The organism is Tenacibaculum aquaeponti, from assembly GCF_057221555.1.
Genome location: NZ_CM170147.1, coordinates 3,859,237 through 3,876,370, shown reverse-complemented (window position 1 = coordinate 3,876,370; position 17,134 = coordinate 3,859,237). Strand labels below are relative to the sequence as shown.

The window sequence follows — 17,134 nt, the reverse complement described above, 5'->3', positions numbered from 1 at the left end:
AATATAAAGCCAATAAAAAATCCCGAAAAATCGGGATTTGTGTATTTTAGTTGAACCAAACAATAAAGGATTTAATCTTCGCTAAATCAGGTATTTGCTCGATACTAACTTTTTTCATATTAAACTCTTTTAAGCCCAATTCTTCTTTATCTATAGCAATTGTAGCATTTAAATCATCTATAAAAATAGTGGCTGAAGAAAATGACGTTTCTATTTTACTAATGGCATTGTTTGCATTTATGTCTCTAAAAGTAGAAAGTACATTTAACCCATTAACAGTTTTAAATCTTTCGTCAAATACTTCAATACTTTTAATTGTTGAAGTCGAATCTAATTGTTCTCTTGGAACTACAGTTAATAAGTGCTTACCTCCTTTTTCGAAAATTTGATATTCATCATCATCTTGGAAATAGTAATTTCCTTTGGCTCCTTCACTTAAAATTTTAACAATAGAATCTTTAGCAAAAATCTTATCTAAGTCTTGCATTGTAGTTTCTTTTGTGATTTGTCCTACTTTTCCTTTAGCAATCGTGTATTTATCTTTACTACACTGCGTACTAACAACTGCAACACAAACAACTAACACGATTTTTAATAATTTTCTCATTTAAATTAGTTTCTTATATAACGTTTATTTACTCTTTTTAGTTTAATTAGATTACTTTCTTTAAAATACCAAACACAGCACGAATAAATGTAGCGCTTGTTAACACTTTAACTACTGGGTTTTGACGTGTACTTCTTTGTGAACTACTTGAGCTTCTCTTTCTCCTTAATTTTTCTTCCTCTTTTCTTCTATCTTCTTCAGATTTTTTCTTGTTAATACTATCAATCTTCTCTCCCAACAATTCATAAGCACTTTCTCTATCGATTGTATCATTGTATTTCTTAGCTAATTTAGAATTTCCTATAACTTCTTGAATTTCTCTCTCGGTTAAAATATCCATTCTACTCATTGGAGCTCTTAACATTGTTCTTGCTAAAGGAGTAGGAATACCTTTTTCATTTAAAACAGTTACAAAAGCTTCACCAATTCCTAACTGAGTTAGTACTTCACTAGTATTATAAAAGTCTGAATCAGGATAATTCTCTGCAGCCAATTTTAACGCTTTTCTATCTTTTGCTGTGAATGCACGCAAAGCATGCTGTACTTTCATTCCTAATTGAGCCAAAACATCTTCGGGAACATCTTTAGGATTCTGAGTTACAAAATACAATCCTATTCCTTTTGATCGGATTAATTTAACGATACTTTCTATTTGACTTAATAACGCTTTTGAGGCTTCATCAAAAACCAAATGTGCTTCATCTATAAAAATAATTAACTCTGGTCTTCCACTATCACCTTGCTCTGGAAATGTTTCATAGACTTCTGCTAATAATTGTAACATAAATGTTGAAAACAACTTCGGTTTATCTTGAATATCTGTTAATCGTAATACAGATATCACTCCTCTACCATTTTCATCAACTCTTGTTAAATCATCAACTTCAAAAGATTTTTCACCAAAAAACAACTCACCTCCTTGTTGTTCTAATTCTACAATTTTTCTTAAAATCGCTCCTGTACTAGAAGTCGATATTCTTCCATATTCAGTAGAAATCTCTTCTTTTCCTTCTGCAGTAATGAATTGTAGCATCTTTTTAAAATCTTTTAGATCTAAAAGAGGTAATTGATTATCATCACAGTATTTAAAAATGATAGCTACAATTCCAGATTGTGTTTCTGTTAAATCTAAAATTCTTGATAATAAAACTGGACCAAATTCTGAAACAGTTGCTCGTAAACGAACTCCATCTTGTTCTGATATTGATAAAATTTCTATAGGAAATTTTTTAGCATCAAACGGAACACCTATTTTCTCATGACGTTCATCTATCTTTGGATGTCCTGGACTAGGCTGTGCTAATCCACTTAAATCACCTTTAACATCCATTAATAAAACAGGAATCCCTTTTTCAGACATATTCTCTGCTAAAATCTGTAAAGTTTTAGTTTTACCAGTTCCTGTTGCTCCAGCAATTAAACCATGTCTATTAAGTGTTTTTAAAGGTAAATTTACTAAGGCGTTAGTTACAGTTTCTTCACCTAACATTCCTGCACCCAACGTAATAAAATCTCCTTTGCATTTGTACCCTTCATTTATGTAGTTGAAGAACGACTCCGTTTGACTCATCTTTTATTATTTTTTGATAAAAATACTATTAATATCAGCATTTCAAAAAGTAGAGCAAAATAATTTTAAGGAACTTTTCTTAAGTTTTAAGTAAATTTGTATTCCAACTAAAAATTTTCACATGAAATTACTGAATGTCTTAACTTTAGCTATTACAATGCTAATTTCTTCATGTACTATGAAAAATGACACCAACAATACTCAAATATCTACTGAAAAAGAAGATTTAATTTTTCATAGTTCTAAATTAGAACGTAAAAAAAATGCTCCTTTTTCAGATGCTGTTGAAGTTGGCAATACATTGTATTTAGCAGGTCAGGTTGGTATTAATCCTGAAACCAATAAACTACCTGAAGGAGGCATTGGCCCAGAAACAAGACAAACTTTAGAAAACATAAAAGCTGTTTTAGCATCACATGATTCAGATTTAGAACATGTAGTAAAATGTACAGTAATTTTATCTACTACAGATGATTTTACAGCATTTAATAAAATTTTTCGTAAATATTTTCCTAAAAATAAGCCTGCAAGAACTACATTTGCAGCCGATTTGCTCGTAGGAGCAAAAATTGAGATTGATGTAATAGCGGTAAAAGCAGATGGATTTAAAGACGCAAGAGTTAATTAAAAAAGGTGAAATGCTTCCTTTAATGGAAGAGTTTTACACCATACAAGGAGAAGGAGCACATACAGGAACAGCAGCTTATTTTATAAGAATTGGTGGTTGTGATGTAGGTTGCCATTGGTGTGATGTTAAAGAGAGTTGGGATGCCAATTTACATCCGCCAACTTTAACTGATCTAATAGTTACCAATGCTAAAAAATATGCAGAAACTGTTGTTGTTACTGGTGGAGAACCTTTAATGTGGAGTTTAGATTACATTACTGAGCAATTGCAAGCAAAAGGTATTAAAACACATATAGAAACCTCAGGAGCTTATAAATTTTCTGGTGTTTGGGATTGGTTTTGTTTGTCTCCTAAAAAAACAAAACTGCCTTTAAATAAAGCTTATGAAGAAGCTGATGAACTTAAAATGATTATTCATAACAAAAATGATTTTGAGTTTGCTGAAGAACAAGCTGCAAAAGTTAATAATAATTGTAAACTTTATTTACAACCTGAATGGAGTAAACGTGATAAAATGATTCCTTTAATTATAGATTATGTAATGAATCATCCTAAGTGGAAAATCTCCTTACAAACACATAAATACTTAAATATTCCATAAACTAAAAAAACGTCCAACCTTGGACGTTTTTTAGTTTCAAACAATTTTACTCCTTTTTTTAGCTAAGTGCTTTTCTTCCATAGAATTTCCCCCGAACGACTATGGTATAAATTGTTTTTTATACCCGTAACCTTATATATAAGGACTTTTAACGTTGACAAAGATATAGTGCATATTTCTTACACTGGTACGGGCGACCCACACTTTTGGTGTGGGTGACCCGCACTTTTTTAAAAAACATTTGTTTTTTAACAGTTTTTAACATCTGATTTAAATTTTGTATATTTGACCCACATGAATAAATTGATTTTACATATACAAACGTGGGCTAATTATAGCTTAAGTAGTTTACAAGGATTTGGAAAACAATTCAGTAAAAATCGGAATGAAAATAATTACACTATACATTTATGATAATATAAATGTTAGTATAACAATATATAAAAGGCGTCCGATTTTCATCAGACGCCTTTTTTAATACAGTAATAAATGATAAATAGGTAAAAAAAGACATAAAGGTTGAAAGTTTTAAACATTGAAAAACTGTTTAGTTAGATAAACTAAAATTGAAAATATCTGGAAATTTTCCGGACAGTAAACCTATTGCTTAAAAACAACACAAACAACTAAAAATCAGTAATTTATATTTAAAAATTATTTGTAGATTTCAAAAAAAGTTATATATTTGTCATGTAATTAAATGAGAAAAAATCTCATTATTAATAAATAAAAAAATGAAAACATATTTTATGCACATTAGCTATAAAAATTTACCTGTAAGAGGTGTTCGTTTTGGCAGAGAGTTGCATAATGATGTTTTTTGTGATATACATATTTGATACAAGAATAATAACAAAGTATCGTTTATATACTCAAAAGGCATCTTATTTTAAAGATGCCTTTTTTAGTTTATTTTTTATTGAAAAATGAATGAATTAAGAAAAAGACGAAAAATTTGGTAACATTATTTAAATTTTGTATCTTATAAGTAAGAAATTGTTAAAGTTATGAAAAAATTAATATTGCTAACTCTAAATGAAAAAGGACGTTTACTCACTGAAACGTAACATTGGCTAAAAATTAGTTTGGTATAAAGTATACCGAACGTAATTTAATAAAAAAAATCAGCTAGCGTTACTAATAAAAATTGCAAAAACGCTTCCTTATTTACTAAAACTGTAGAATTTCCTGAAGCCTAAACTCAATAGGCCTTAGTAGTTCCAAGTCTTCATGAATTGATTTCAACTATCAATTCAATTCTACAAAAACCACCTGAAAACTCGGGATGGGACACTTATGCCTCGGTTTTACCGATGCAGATATATCGAAAAAAACATTCGATCAGCTATGTATGCCACAAATGTGGCCAAGAAAACTATTATTAAACACTAAAAATTGAATTATGAGAAATTTAAAATTTTTGCTATGTATTGTTGTATTTGTATTTACAGTAAGTTGTACAGATAACACAGAAGATCTTGTAACAAACACACAAACAATAGATGTTACAAACTCAGATATCGGAGGTGGAGATGACGACGCTATAGATATCCCTGTAGGTGGAAACGGAACTAATTACACAGGTGGCGATGAAAATGGAAATGGAAATGACGGAGGGAAAGGTAATTAATTGAATTTTATAGAACCTCTAACAAATTGTTAGAGGTTTTTTTTAGTTTTGTTACAACCAAAAAAACTAAGTGTTATCAAAACTTATTCTTTAAATTTTATTTTAATCTTTTTATTCTTCAACTATTGTTTTGCTTATCAAAAAAACGATTTAGACAGTATTGGTATTTGGATTAGAGAATCTAAAAATCAAAAAATAGACCTTGAGAATAAGAAAAAATTACTAGAAAGAGCTTACAAATATTACTTTAATCAAAATATAAAACAACCTATTAAATTAAGCACTATAGCTTATGAATTCTATAAATTAAAAGATTCAACTAATTTTTTCTTAATTAATCAAAAAGCATTATCAATATCAAAAAAGTTAAATGACAATTATACTTTAGGAGATTCACATTGGAATTATGCAACATTTTATATTAGAAAACAAATATACAATAAGGCATATTTTCATTTTAAGAAAGCTTATGATGCTTTTATAAAAGGTAAAAATAAAAAAGAAGCATCACAAGTTTTATTAGGTATGATTAATGTTAAGGTTAAATATCGAGATTACACTGGTAGTGAAGTACTGATAATTGAAGCTATAAAATTATTTAAAGAGCTTGGTAATAATAAAGATTTATGCAATTCTTATAACTATTTAGCTCAATTGCAACAAGATATAAAAGAATATGACAAAGCATTAGAATATTATAAAAAAGCATTGACGTACTTTAAAAAAAGTAAAATACAACCATTTGGTTTAGAAAATAATATTGCTAATATTTATGTTAAGAAAAAAGAGTACGAGAAAGCTATTAAATATTATAACATTGACTTAAATCAAAATATTACTAAAGCACACTATTATAGAGTTCTTGATAATAGAGCTTATTGTAAACTATTAATGAAGGACACTTCAGGTATAAAGAAAGACTTTTTTAAATCTCTGTACATAAGGGATAGTATGAATAATAAGGCAGGAATAGTAACTAGTAAAATAAGAATCTCAGATTATTATAAATACATAAAAGATACACTAAATGCTTTTAAATATGCTAAAGAGGCTAATAGTTTAGCTAAAAAATTAAAAAATAGTGTAGATTATTTGACAACTTTAAAGCAACTTTCTAATTTACAACCTAAAAATGCTAAAAAATATCTAGATCGTCATATCGAATTTAACGATAGCTTAATTACTGTTGAGCGTAAAGCTCAAAATAAATTTACTCGTATAGAGTTTGAAACCGACGAACATATAGAAGAAAAAGAACGTTTAGGTCAGCAATTAATATGGATCATTGGTGGAAGTATTAGTATTATTTTAATTTCTACCCTACTCTACTTTTTACGTGTACAAAAAGTAAGAAATGAGAAACTTCAGTTAGAAGCAGACCAACAAAAAGCAAATGAAGAAGTTTATGTATTAACACTTCAGCAACAGGCTAAATTAGAAGAAGAACGTGTAAAAGAACGTAATAGAATTTCAGCTGAATTACATGATGGTATTTTAGGTAAATTATTTGGAACACGTGTAAATCTTGGTTTTTTAGGAATGCAAATGAACATTGATACCCAAGAAAAACAACAAGCCTACTTAGATGAATTGCAAAGTATAGAAAAAGAAATTCGTGAAGTCTCACATAAATTAAGTGATAATTTTAATGATGCCAATATTAATTTTACCACTATTATTAAACAATTACTAGCTGATAAAAGTATTATTGGTCAGTTTACTACACATTTTGAAACGGATGACACCATTGCCTGGAGTGATATTAGTGAAGTTACAAAGGCCAATGTTTATCGAATAATTCAGGAAGCTTTACAGAATATTATTAAACATGCAAAGGCAAAAAATGTTACTTTAGCATTTTCTAATGAAAACGAAAAACTAGCTATACAAATTACTGATGATGGTGTTGGATTTGACACTAAAAAGAGCAGAAAAGGAATAGGAATTAAAAACATTAATTCAAGAGTTGCAAAATTACAGGGTAACGTTTCGTTTATTTCTGAACCTAATAAAGGAACAAATTTGCAAATTAAAATACCTATAACCTAAGCATGATAGCAAAGAAATACAATGCCTTAATTATTGATGATCATCCATTAATCGCTGAAGCTTATAAGAGTGCTTTTACTTTTATTGAAAGTCAGAAAGAAGGAGTATTCTTTAATATTTTAATGGCTAATGATTGTGATAGTGCCTGTGAAATTTTAAAAGATTATGCTAAAAACAACGATCGTTTAGATATTGTTTTTTTAGATATGCGTTTACCTGCTTCTAAAGATGGTACTATACTTTCTGGTGAAGATTTAGGAATTAGAATAAACGATATGCTACCAGATACTAGAATTATTGTATCTACAACTTTTAATGATAATTACAGAGTTCATAGCATTTTAAAAAATATTAATCCTGATGGATTTTTAGTAAAAAATGATATTACGCCTCCACAACTAGTACAGGCTATTGAGGAAGTTCTATGCGACCCTCCATTTTATAGCAAAACAGTAACAAAAATTATGCGTAATGAAGTATCTAGTGAATATTTTATTGACGATGTAGATAGAAAAATAATGTATCAGCTTTCTATTGGTACTATGATGAAAGATTTACCAGATATGGTGCATTTATCGTTAAGAGCTATAGAAAAGCGTAAAAGACAGCTTAAAAAGATTTTTGACATCACTAGTACAGACGATCGTGAATTAATTCATGTAGCAAAGGATAAAGGTTTTATTTAATCGGAAGTTGGAAAGCTAAAAATAATTTTTACTTATACATAAAACAAAAAACTCGCTGGAATCAGCGAGTTTTTTGTTTTATGTATTTAGTTTACTATTCTTTGTAAACTCCCATATTAGCATATTTATCCATTCTTTTGGCAATTAAACTAACTTCGTCTAAATCTCTTAATTCATCAAAAGCTTTTAAGATTTGCTCTTGAACTGCTTCAAAAGCACCTTGTCTATCGGCATGAGCTCCACCAACAGGTTCAGTAATGATTCCGTCAATAAGTTTTAACTTTTTCATATCATCACCAGTTAATTTTAAAGCAGCTGCAGCTTGTTCTTTAAACTCCCAACTACGCCATAAAATAGAAGAACAAGATTCAGGAGAAATTACAGTATACCAAGTATTTTCCATCATGTAAACACGATCTCCTACTCCTATACCTAATGCACCTCCAGAAGCTCCTTCACCAATAACAATAGTAATAATTGGAGTTTTTAAACGAGTCATTTCAAAGATATTTCTTGCGATAGCTTCACCTTGTCCACGCTCTTCAGCTTCTAAACCTGGATAAGCACCTGGAGTATCTAATAACGTTACTACAGGAATTCCAAACTTTTCAGCCATTTTCATTAAACGTAAGGCTTTTCGGTAACCTTCAGGATTTGCCATACCAAAATTACGGTACTGACGTGTTTTTGTATTGTATCCTTTTTGTTGGCCGATAAACATAAAAGATTGATCTCCGATTTTTCCTAAACCACCAATCATGGCTTTGTCATCACGAACATTTCTATCTCCATGTAACTCCATAAACGTATCTCCACAAATCGCTTTGATATAATCTAATGTGTATGGTCTGTTTGGATGACGAGATAATTGTACTCGTTGCCAAGGAGTTAAGTTTTTATAAATATCTTTCTTTGCCTTTTCTAACTTCTTTTCGATCTTACTACATGTTTCAGTAACATCTATCTCACTTTCTTTCCCAATATCATGACATTTTGCCAACTGGTCTTCTAACTCTTTAATTGGCATTTCAAAATCTAAATATTCCATTTATTAAAGTTTGATTTTATTTGCTGTTTGTTAAGCAAACATAATAAATTATCGTTGTAATTTCTTTTTAATTTTTGAAGAATTTTTCACTAGACCATTTAACAACACCACAAAAAGTACTATAAATGCTCCATAATAGAACTCTACATTCATCTGTTCCTTTTCTTTAAATATTATTAATGCTAGTATAATTGCATAAACTGGCTCTAAGTTTATCGTTAACATTACTGTATATGGAGTTAAATATTTCATCACTTTAACAGAAGCGATAAAAGCATAAGCTGTACATACACTCCCTAAAATAACTAGATATAACCAATCTGTAGCTAGTAAATTGAAAAACTCAGCTGTAAAACTTCCTGAAAAAGCTAGATATACAGTTACAAAAGCAACTCCAAAAAACAATTGATAAAACGAAATAGAATCAGCTTCATATTTTTTAACAAAGAGTCCGTTTAATACTGCAAATAAAGCAGATAAAAATGCAGAAATTAACGCATAAATAATACCTAAAGTGTATTTACTTTCGAAACTAAAAATGATATATAAGCCAAAAACAACTAGTAAGCCTAATATCATTTCTAGAGGTTTAATTCTTCGTTTGAAAAAAATTGGTTCTAGCAAAGAAGTAAAAAAAGCACCTGTACTCATGGTTACTAAAGCTACAGAAACGTTAGAAACTTTAATGGCTTTAAAAAAAGTAATCCAATGAATTGCAATGATAATTCCTGTGATTAAAAACTCTACGGCAGCTCTTTTAGTTAACGTAAAAGATCTATTATTGATTACAAAATATAAACCTATAAAACCTACAGCTATTAACATTCTATACCAAACTAAAGGAATAGCATCTATAGATATTAACTTTCCTAAAATGGCTGTAAATCCCCAGATAAATACGATTAAGTGTAGTAAAAGATAATTCTTAAGTTTATTTTCTTGATTTGACATAGAGATAAATAGCATATGTACCGAATATAAAATTCGGCATCCAAACATTAAGTAATGAATTAGCTCCAGCTACAGCTCCTAAAACTTCTGCTACTTTTAAGAAAAAGACATAAACAAACATAACTGCAATTCCAAAAGCTAAGTTTACACCTATTCCTCCCCTTCTCTTTTTATAAGCTAATGCTACAGCTATAATAGTTAAAATATATGATGCTAAAGGTAAACTAGTTCTTTTATATAATTCTACCCAATAAGCGTTTAAGTTTTTAACCCCTCTTTTCTTTGATATTTTTATGAATTCTTTTAACTCATTTGAAGGCATTTCTTGAGCCATTGCTGTTTTATAATTGAAATCCTTTGGAGTAAAACTAAATACAGTATCCATTGAAGTTCCAAACCAAATACTATCTCGATCTTTATAAATCTTTCGAGCTTTCCAATTTTGAAGTTTAAATATCGTATCCTTCCAACGAATATGATCAGCAATTAATTTGAATTTTAATTTTCTATCCTCATAAATTGATGTAGAAAAATTACTTCCTGAATTAGATTTTAAATTATAATTCTGCACATACATGTAAGTACTATCATTTAATTGCAGGCTAAATTCTTTTACAATTTGATCTTGATAACGTTTTTTCTTTAAATAAGTTCTTTCAAACTTTTTTCTTGTTTTACTACTACTTGGAACTACATAGTGATTCATTCCTAAAGCAATAATAGTAACAATAGTAGCTCCTATGAAATAAGGATACAGAAAACGTGTAAATGAAATTTGAGAACTGTTAATTGCTACAATTTCAGTATTATTTGCTAATCGAGAAGTAAATATAATTACCGCTAAAAACAGCGCCAAAGGCATAAAAGTGTTTGCATAGTAAATAATAAAATTCTTATAATAATCATTTACTACTTCGAAAAAGGTTAAGTTTTCGTGTCTTAAAAACTTATCGATTTTCTCTGCAATATCTATCGCTACTGCAATAGGTATTAAAATAAGCAGTGTAAACAGAAACGTAGTTAAGTAACGTTTTAATATGTACCAATCGAGTATTTTCAATTTACAATCGTTTACTCATTTGTTTTACCATTCTGTCTTTCCAAACTGCAAAATCTCCTTCTAAAATATGTTTTCTAGCTTCTCTAACCAACCACAAATAGAAACCTAAATTATGAATTGAAGCGATTTGTTTCCCTAATAATTCTTTTGAAGCAAATAAGTGACGTAAATAGGCTTTTGAGTATAGTGTATCTACAAAAGTAATTCCCATATCATCGATTGGAGAAAAGTCATTTTCCCACTTCTTATTTTTAATATTTATTGTTCCGTGTGCTGTAAATAACATACCATTTCTAGCATTTCTAGTAGGCATTACACAATCGAACATATCTACACCTAAAGCAATATTTTCAAGGATATTAATTGGAGTTCCAACTCCCATTAAATATCTCGGTTTATCTTCTGGTAAAATACTACAAACAACATCTGTCATTGCATACATTTCTTCTGCCGGCTCGCCTACAGATAATCCTCCAATTGCGTTTCCTTCTGCCTCTACTGAAGCTATAAATTCAGCTGATTGTTTACGCAAATCGGTATATGTACTTCCTTGAACAATTGGAAATAAAGTTTGATTGTAATCGTACTTAAGTGGCGTTTTTTCTAAGTGATTAATACAACGTTTTAACCAACGATGTGTCATATGCATCGAGTTCTTTGCATAGTTGTAATCACATGGATACGGAGTACATTCATCAAAAGCCATAATAATATCAGCTCCAATAGAACGTTGAATTTCCATTACATTTTCAGGTGTAAAAAAATGTGTAGAACCATCAATATGACTCTTAAATTTTACACCTTCTTCATTAATTTTTCTTCTTCCTGAAAGAGAATATACTTGATAACCACCACTATCAGTTAAAATATTTCTATCCCAATTCATGAATTTATGCAATCCACCGGCCTGCTCAAGAATATCTGTTTTTGGTCTTAAATATAAATGATAGGTGTTTCCTAAAATAATATCTGGATTAATCTCGTCTTTAAGTTCAGATTGATGTACTCCTTTTACTGAAGCTACTGTACCAACAGGCATAAATATTGGAGTTTCTATAGTACCATGATCGGTTGTTATTACTCCAGCTCTTGCCTTACTTTTAGGGTCTTTTTGTTTTAATTCGAATTGCATAGGCGACAAAGATACGCATGTAAGTTAAATGTTAAAAAGCACTTCGTTAAAAGTTTCTTATTTTTTGAAGAATATAGTATTATCTGTTTCTTCTTTGTCTACCAAATTTAGATTTAAAACTTTTAGGCTTTTGGGTGTTTTTTTTCTTTTGTGGTGCTTTTTCTTTTGAAGCTTCTTCTGTTTTTACAGAGCTTTTAACTAATTGATTAATCTTATCCATTTCGTGACTAGAAAGTTCTCTCCATTCTCCTGTTTTCAAACTTCCTAATTCAACATTCATTATACGAGTTCTTTTAAGCTTGGTTACTTCGTAATCTAAATACTCACACATTCTTCTAATTTGACGGTTTAAGCCTTGTGTTAGTATGATTTTAAATGTGTTGGGATTAATTTGAGTGACTTTACATTTTTTAGTTACTGTTCCTAAAATTGGAATTCCATTTCCCATTCTAGTTATAAAGCGATCATTAATCTCTTTGTTTACTGTAACTATATATTCTTTTTCATGATTGTTTCCTGCTCTTAATATCTTGTTTACGATATCTCCATCATTCGTTAAAAAAATTAACCCTTCAGAAGGTTTATCTAATCGTCCGATAGGAAATAACCGTTGCGGATGACCAACAAATTTTACAATATTCTTTCTCTCTTTACTATCAGTTGTACAAACTATACCAATAGGCTTGTTTAAAGCTATATAAATCGTCTTTGGTTTTGCTTTTAATGGTTTGCCATCAACTTTTACAATATCTCCTTCAAAAACTCTGTTTCCTAGTTGAGTTGGTTTTCCATTAATCGTAACTCTTCCTGCAACAATTAGTTTTTCTGCTTCTCTTCTAGAACAAATTCCTGTTGAACTAATAAATTTATTAAGATTTGTTGATTCACTATTATTCATCTCTGCAAAATTAGAATAAAAAAGCCTCAAGTTATCTTACTTGAGGCTTTTTTATTATTTATGATATGATTTCTTAGAACATAATCATCTTTCTTGTACATCGAGCCAAACTTGGTCTACGATCGTAATCGAACCCTAATGTTATCATATGAGTACCATTGTTGAATCCGATGATTTCATTTGTTGTGATACTGAAACCATAAGATAAATACAATTTATTCTTTTTTATACCAAATAATGGAGCTAACGCGTTTGGAGTAAAGAATTGATCGTTTAAGAAAGTATAACTTAATCCTCCCCAAATATATCCATCTCTAATACGTCTTCTTAATTTTACATTAATATCTGTTCTAGAACGTTGACTGGCTTCAAAATATTCTACAAAAGCAGAAGGTTCAAACTCTGTATTTCTATTTATCCTAAAATTATAATTTGTATAAACAGAATATCTTCTTAGTACTTCTGGTTCACCTGTTGTAAAATCATCTATCTTTTTATCTAACAAGTTTACAACATTACCACTAATAGCAAATCTTCCGAATCGATATAACATACTAATGTCAAAATTTGAAGAGTTTAAAACTCTATTAGGCAAATTCACAGGTGTTCCTGGACTTAAAGGATCTATAAAATCTGTAGTATCAATTCCAAACTGTATAAAACTATAACTCAAACCTAATGATAAAAAACTATCATAAAGATCACTTAATGTTAAATGGCTAGCTAAAGATAAACGTACACCTTTTTGTGTTGTAAATCCATTTTTATCATTAAAAATAGTTAATCCTCCTCCAAATCTTTCAGCTAACCTAGCTTCTAAACTTAAAGATTGAGTATCTGGAGCTTCTTTAACTCCTAACCATTGACTAACTCCATTTAATCGAAGCTGAAATCCAGCTCCAATACCTGCATAAGCGGGCGAAATTAAAAAAGGATTATCAGCCATATGATTGACATATTGGGGTAAGTCATTCTCTTGGCTTGATAAACGTGCTACTGAGAAAATCAGTAGCACAAATGCTAAAAATGTATTCTTCATTTTATTTTTTACCTATATAACGTAAAGTGTCCTATTAATCTTTTCTCTTCACCAGTAATTTCTGTAAATTCTATTGTATACCAGTAATCACCTGAAGGTAATGGTCTTCCTTGATATGTTCCATCCCAACCTTGTTGAACTCCTGAATATAATTGTAACTGTCTACCATACCTGTCATAAATATAAACTTTTAAATTATGATACGGTTGTACTTTAACAGGATACCAATAATCTTGTTGTGAATCTCCATTTGGTGTGAAATAGTTTGGAACTTCTATCGTAATAAATATTCCTCTTACAGTTACTGTTTCTTCACAACCTCTAGAATCTCTTACTGTTATTACATAATCTCTTGTTTGATTTATTATAAATGTATTCTCTGATGTAAAAGCACTTCCATCTATACTATACTCAAATGGTCCAATACCTCCTGAAGCATTTGCTATTAAAGTATTTAATTGTGAATCATCAATCGTTAATTGTAATGGCGATATTGCTGATACAGTAACTTGTTCTGAAGGAGGTGTACACCCTAATCCTACTGCATGTGTAACTTCAACAGTATAAGTTCCTGGTGTATTCACTTGGAAAATACCTGTATCGTTACTTGCACTTTCTGGACCAGTTAACATATAAACTACTTCATCTCTATAAATTTCAGCAACTGTAGCTGTAATAGTAGCTTGTTGTGAACAATCATAAGAAACAATTGGTGTTTCAAATCCTAAATCTACTGCTGCCTCGAACTGAACTCTTAAAGGATCTGGTATTCTACATCCTCTAGAGTCTGTAACGATAACTGCATAAGATTGACCAGAATTTAAGTTATTATATGTATAACTAGTTTCTGTTAATCCTAATGTTACTGGTGCGCTACCATCACTTAATCTTAATGTATATGGAGGTGTTCCTCCTGTAATATTGACTGTAAATGATGGTGCTGGATCTGTTACACATGGTTGTTGTACAACAGATGTAATATCTATTTCTGCATTTAAAACAGTTGGCTCAAATACTTCGACATCTAATATATTCGGACATCCATTTTCATCAAGCACAGTAATTCTATAGATACCTGCAGCTAAGTTATTGAACACATTTTCTGATTGGAATCTACCTGGAGCTGTATTTATCTCGTAAACATAAGCACCTGTACCTCCAATTGTATTTAAAGTGATACTACCGTCTGTTGATCCATTACAACTTACATTAACTACTGTTGGAGTAGTTACTAAAAGATCTGGATCAGTAATAGTAACTGGACGTGTATCAGCTGTACAATCTAAACTTGTTACTCTGATTAAATATTCACCAGGCCCAATATTTCTAAATATATTATCAGCCTGAGGACCAGCAACTGAAGCAGAAGTATTAACATCTATTAATTCATACATGTTACTTCCTAAACCACCTACTGTAGTTGCAGATAAAACGGCATCAGCATTACCATTACAAGTAATAAATCCTAAAGAATCATCTAATGTAGCCACTAATGGTTCTAAAGCTGGGATTGAGACTACAAATGGAACTGAAATACAATTATTCGCATCTCTAACATAAAAATTATAATCTCCTGCTGGTACTGTAAATACATTTGATGCTACGAACGTTGTTCCATCAATACTATACTCATAAGATCCAGTTCCACCAATTCCACTTACTTCTACTGTAGCGTTAGGAACAGTACATGTAATGTTTCCTGTAATAACCGCAGATGCAACAATTTCAGAAGGTTCATTAACCGTTACACTCAACGTATTTCTACAGTTAAATTCATCGTAAACTGTTACTTTATAAACTCCTGCACCTAATCCACTAAATACATTAGAAGACTGAATTGCTGTAGAAGTTCCATCAGGAAATTCTAAACTATAAGAATATACAGGTCTTGTTGTTTGAGCTCCTCCTGTTACTCCTGTCACAGTAACTACTGCAGTTTCATCACCCTCACATTCTATTTGAGTTGTTACTTGAGGGATAAAATCTATTGTTGTAGGATCTGTTAATGTAAATGTATCTACAAATGGACATCCATTGGCATCTCTAACAGTTACCTCGTAAGTTCCTGCTGTTAAACCTCCAATAATATTATTAGTTCCAAAAGCTTGAACTGTGGTCGAAGTCGTAGTATTTACTAATTGATATTCATATCCATTCCATCCGCCTACAGCATTAATTGTAACTTCACCACTATCATTAGTAGCACAATTAATTGGCGTAGTTGTTAATGTAGCATTTAAAACTGCAGCTGGACCTGCTATAGAAAATACTCCTGTATCTCTTGTACAGTCTGGGAATGCATTCATTACAACTCTAACAAAGTAATCTCCTGTTGATAAACCTGTAATTGTTTGAGGAGTATTTCCTGATGTAGCTGTTCCTGTAATAGCCGTAGCTGTTCCTGTACCTGCATCAAATACCGTATACGTATATCCGCCTGCATATGGAGAACTTGCATCAAATATAATATCTACTGCTGCTGTACTTGAACCGAAACAAACAACTGGTGCTGTTTGAGAAACATTAATAATATGATCTATAACATCCTCTACATTGTAAGTTGTAGTTAATTCACAACCTGTAGTTGGATGTGTGACAGTTATTGTATACACTCCTACTGCTAATCTTGTAGTATTTGTTACACTTACTCCACTATCAACATTATTGATCGTTTCAACTGTAGCGCCTGTATTATCTGAAATAACAACCATAGCTCCTGTTACTGTTAAACTTGAATTAAAGATTATATCGATTAATTCTCCGCCATTAACACAACTAATCGCATCATTCTGACTCGGGATGATATCTTGTAATTCATCAAATGCATTGATTGTAGTCATTGCTGAGAAACTCTCACACCCTTCACTATCTAATACCCTAATGTAATAGTTACCTCCTGCAGTATCAGATATACTGAAAGTTTTTACTGTTCCTGTTACTGTTACAGCTGTAATCTCTGTATCTAAACTTGTATCAAAATCTCCAAATGGGGCAACATCTAAGTATAACTCAACGGTGTTATACACTGTGCTTCCTCCTGAAATTCCTGAGCCTGATGCAGTATCGATACTTAATGTAGCATTATCAACAGTGTTACCTGTACTACATCCAAATTGAACTGCACTTGGTGCTACAACCGTTAATAATGGATTGTCATCTACTATAACTCCGGTAACATCTGTTGAACATCCATTTGCTCCAGTTAAAGTTACTGTATATGTTCCTGCTGGGACAT

General features: G+C 30.6%; 14 protein-coding genes (1 of these 14 cut by a window edge). 5 read left to right on the top strand and 9 right to left on the bottom strand.

All coding sequences use genetic code 11. The annotated features are described in order from the left end of the window. Positions 1-46: 46 nt before the first annotated feature. Positions 47-607 (bottom strand): hypothetical protein, encoded by a 561-nt coding sequence (locus AC2TEO_RS17535; protein WP_442266059.1) that lies wholly within the window; start codon positions 605-607, stop codon positions 47-49. A 46-nt stretch (positions 608-653) separates the two neighbouring features. Continuing rightward, entirely contained in the window at positions 654-2,177 is a 1,524-nt protein-coding gene (locus tag AC2TEO_RS17530; RefSeq protein WP_442266058.1) for a helicase HerA-like domain-containing protein, read from the bottom strand. A 121-nt stretch (positions 2,178-2,298) separates the two neighbouring features. Between AC2TEO_RS17530 and AC2TEO_RS17525 the strand changes: the two genes are divergently transcribed. The 5 genes from AC2TEO_RS17525 (at position 2,299) to AC2TEO_RS17505 (ending at position 7,771) form a co-directional block, all read left to right on the top strand. Then, positions 2,299-2,805 carry a RidA family protein gene (locus AC2TEO_RS17525; protein ID WP_442266057.1) on the top strand — a complete coding sequence of 169 codons (507 nt, stop codon included), beginning with the start codon at positions 2,299-2,301 and terminating at the stop codon, positions 2,803-2,805. Continuing rightward, on the top strand, positions 2,777-3,406 hold the full coding sequence (locus AC2TEO_RS17520) for a 7-carboxy-7-deazaguanine synthase QueE (protein ID WP_442266056.1): 630 nt from the start codon (positions 2,777-2,779) through the stop codon (positions 3,404-3,406). The genes AC2TEO_RS17525 and AC2TEO_RS17520 overlap by 29 nt, the downstream gene beginning before the upstream one ends. A gap of 1,402 nt (positions 3,407-4,808) precedes the next feature. After that, positions 4,809-5,036, top strand: a complete 228-nt coding sequence (locus AC2TEO_RS17515) for a hypothetical protein (RefSeq protein WP_442266055.1) — start codon at positions 4,809-4,811, stop codon at positions 5,034-5,036. Positions 5,037-5,084: 48 nt separating this feature from the next. Further along, positions 5,085-7,085 carry an ATP-binding protein gene (locus AC2TEO_RS17510; RefSeq protein WP_442266054.1) on the top strand — a complete coding sequence of 667 codons (2,001 nt, stop codon included), beginning with the start codon at positions 5,085-5,087 and terminating at the stop codon, positions 7,083-7,085. Positions 7,086-7,087: 2 nt separating this feature from the next. Further along, complete coding sequence (locus tag AC2TEO_RS17505; protein ID WP_299682301.1) at positions 7,088-7,771, top strand: response regulator; 684 nt, start codon at positions 7,088-7,090, stop codon at positions 7,769-7,771. Between the two features lie 94 nt (positions 7,772-7,865). Here AC2TEO_RS17505 and AC2TEO_RS17500 read toward each other — a convergent pair whose 3' ends face one another. The 7 genes from AC2TEO_RS17500 to AC2TEO_RS17470 all read right to left on the bottom strand — a co-directional run. Then, positions 7,866-8,819: an acetyl-CoA carboxylase carboxyltransferase subunit alpha gene (locus AC2TEO_RS17500; protein ID WP_442266053.1), complete on the bottom strand. Its 954-nt coding sequence runs from the start codon at positions 8,817-8,819 to the stop codon at positions 7,866-7,868. A gap of 48 nt (positions 8,820-8,867) precedes the next feature. After that, complete coding sequence (locus AC2TEO_RS17495) at positions 8,868-9,770, bottom strand: DMT family transporter (RefSeq protein ID WP_442266052.1); 903 nt, start codon at positions 9,768-9,770, stop codon at positions 8,868-8,870. Further along, a complete protein-coding gene (locus AC2TEO_RS17490; protein WP_442266051.1) occupies positions 9,751-10,830 on the bottom strand; it encodes an LptF/LptG family permease in 1,080 nt (359 codons plus the stop codon). Before AC2TEO_RS17490 ends, AC2TEO_RS17495 begins: the two co-directional genes overlap by 20 nt. A 1-nt stretch (position 10,831) precedes the next feature. After that, positions 10,832-11,962: a tRNA guanosine(34) transglycosylase Tgt gene (tgt, locus tag AC2TEO_RS17485; protein ID WP_299682315.1), complete on the bottom strand. Its 1,131-nt coding sequence runs from the start codon at positions 11,960-11,962 to the stop codon at positions 10,832-10,834. A gap of 79 nt (positions 11,963-12,041) precedes the next feature. Continuing rightward, the gene (rluF, locus tag AC2TEO_RS17480; RefSeq protein ID WP_442266050.1) at positions 12,042-12,860 is read right to left on the bottom strand and encodes a 23S rRNA pseudouridine(2604) synthase RluF; all 819 of its coding nucleotides are present in this window, start codon (positions 12,858-12,860) and stop codon (positions 12,042-12,044) included. A gap of 73 nt (positions 12,861-12,933) precedes the next feature. Further along, positions 12,934-13,899 carry a PorP/SprF family type IX secretion system membrane protein gene (locus AC2TEO_RS17475; protein ID WP_442266049.1) on the bottom strand — a complete coding sequence of 322 codons (966 nt, stop codon included), beginning with the start codon at positions 13,897-13,899 and terminating at the stop codon, positions 12,934-12,936. Between the two features lie 8 nt (positions 13,900-13,907). Further along, a protein-coding gene (locus tag AC2TEO_RS17470) for a T9SS type B sorting domain-containing protein (protein ID WP_442266048.1) crosses the window boundary here: on the bottom strand, positions 13,908-17,134 show its end. It continues 26,272 nt past the right edge of the window; only the last 3,227 of its 29,499 coding nucleotides appear in the window; the start codon falls outside the window, past its right edge — the gene reads right to left on this strand; its stop codon occupies positions 13,908-13,910.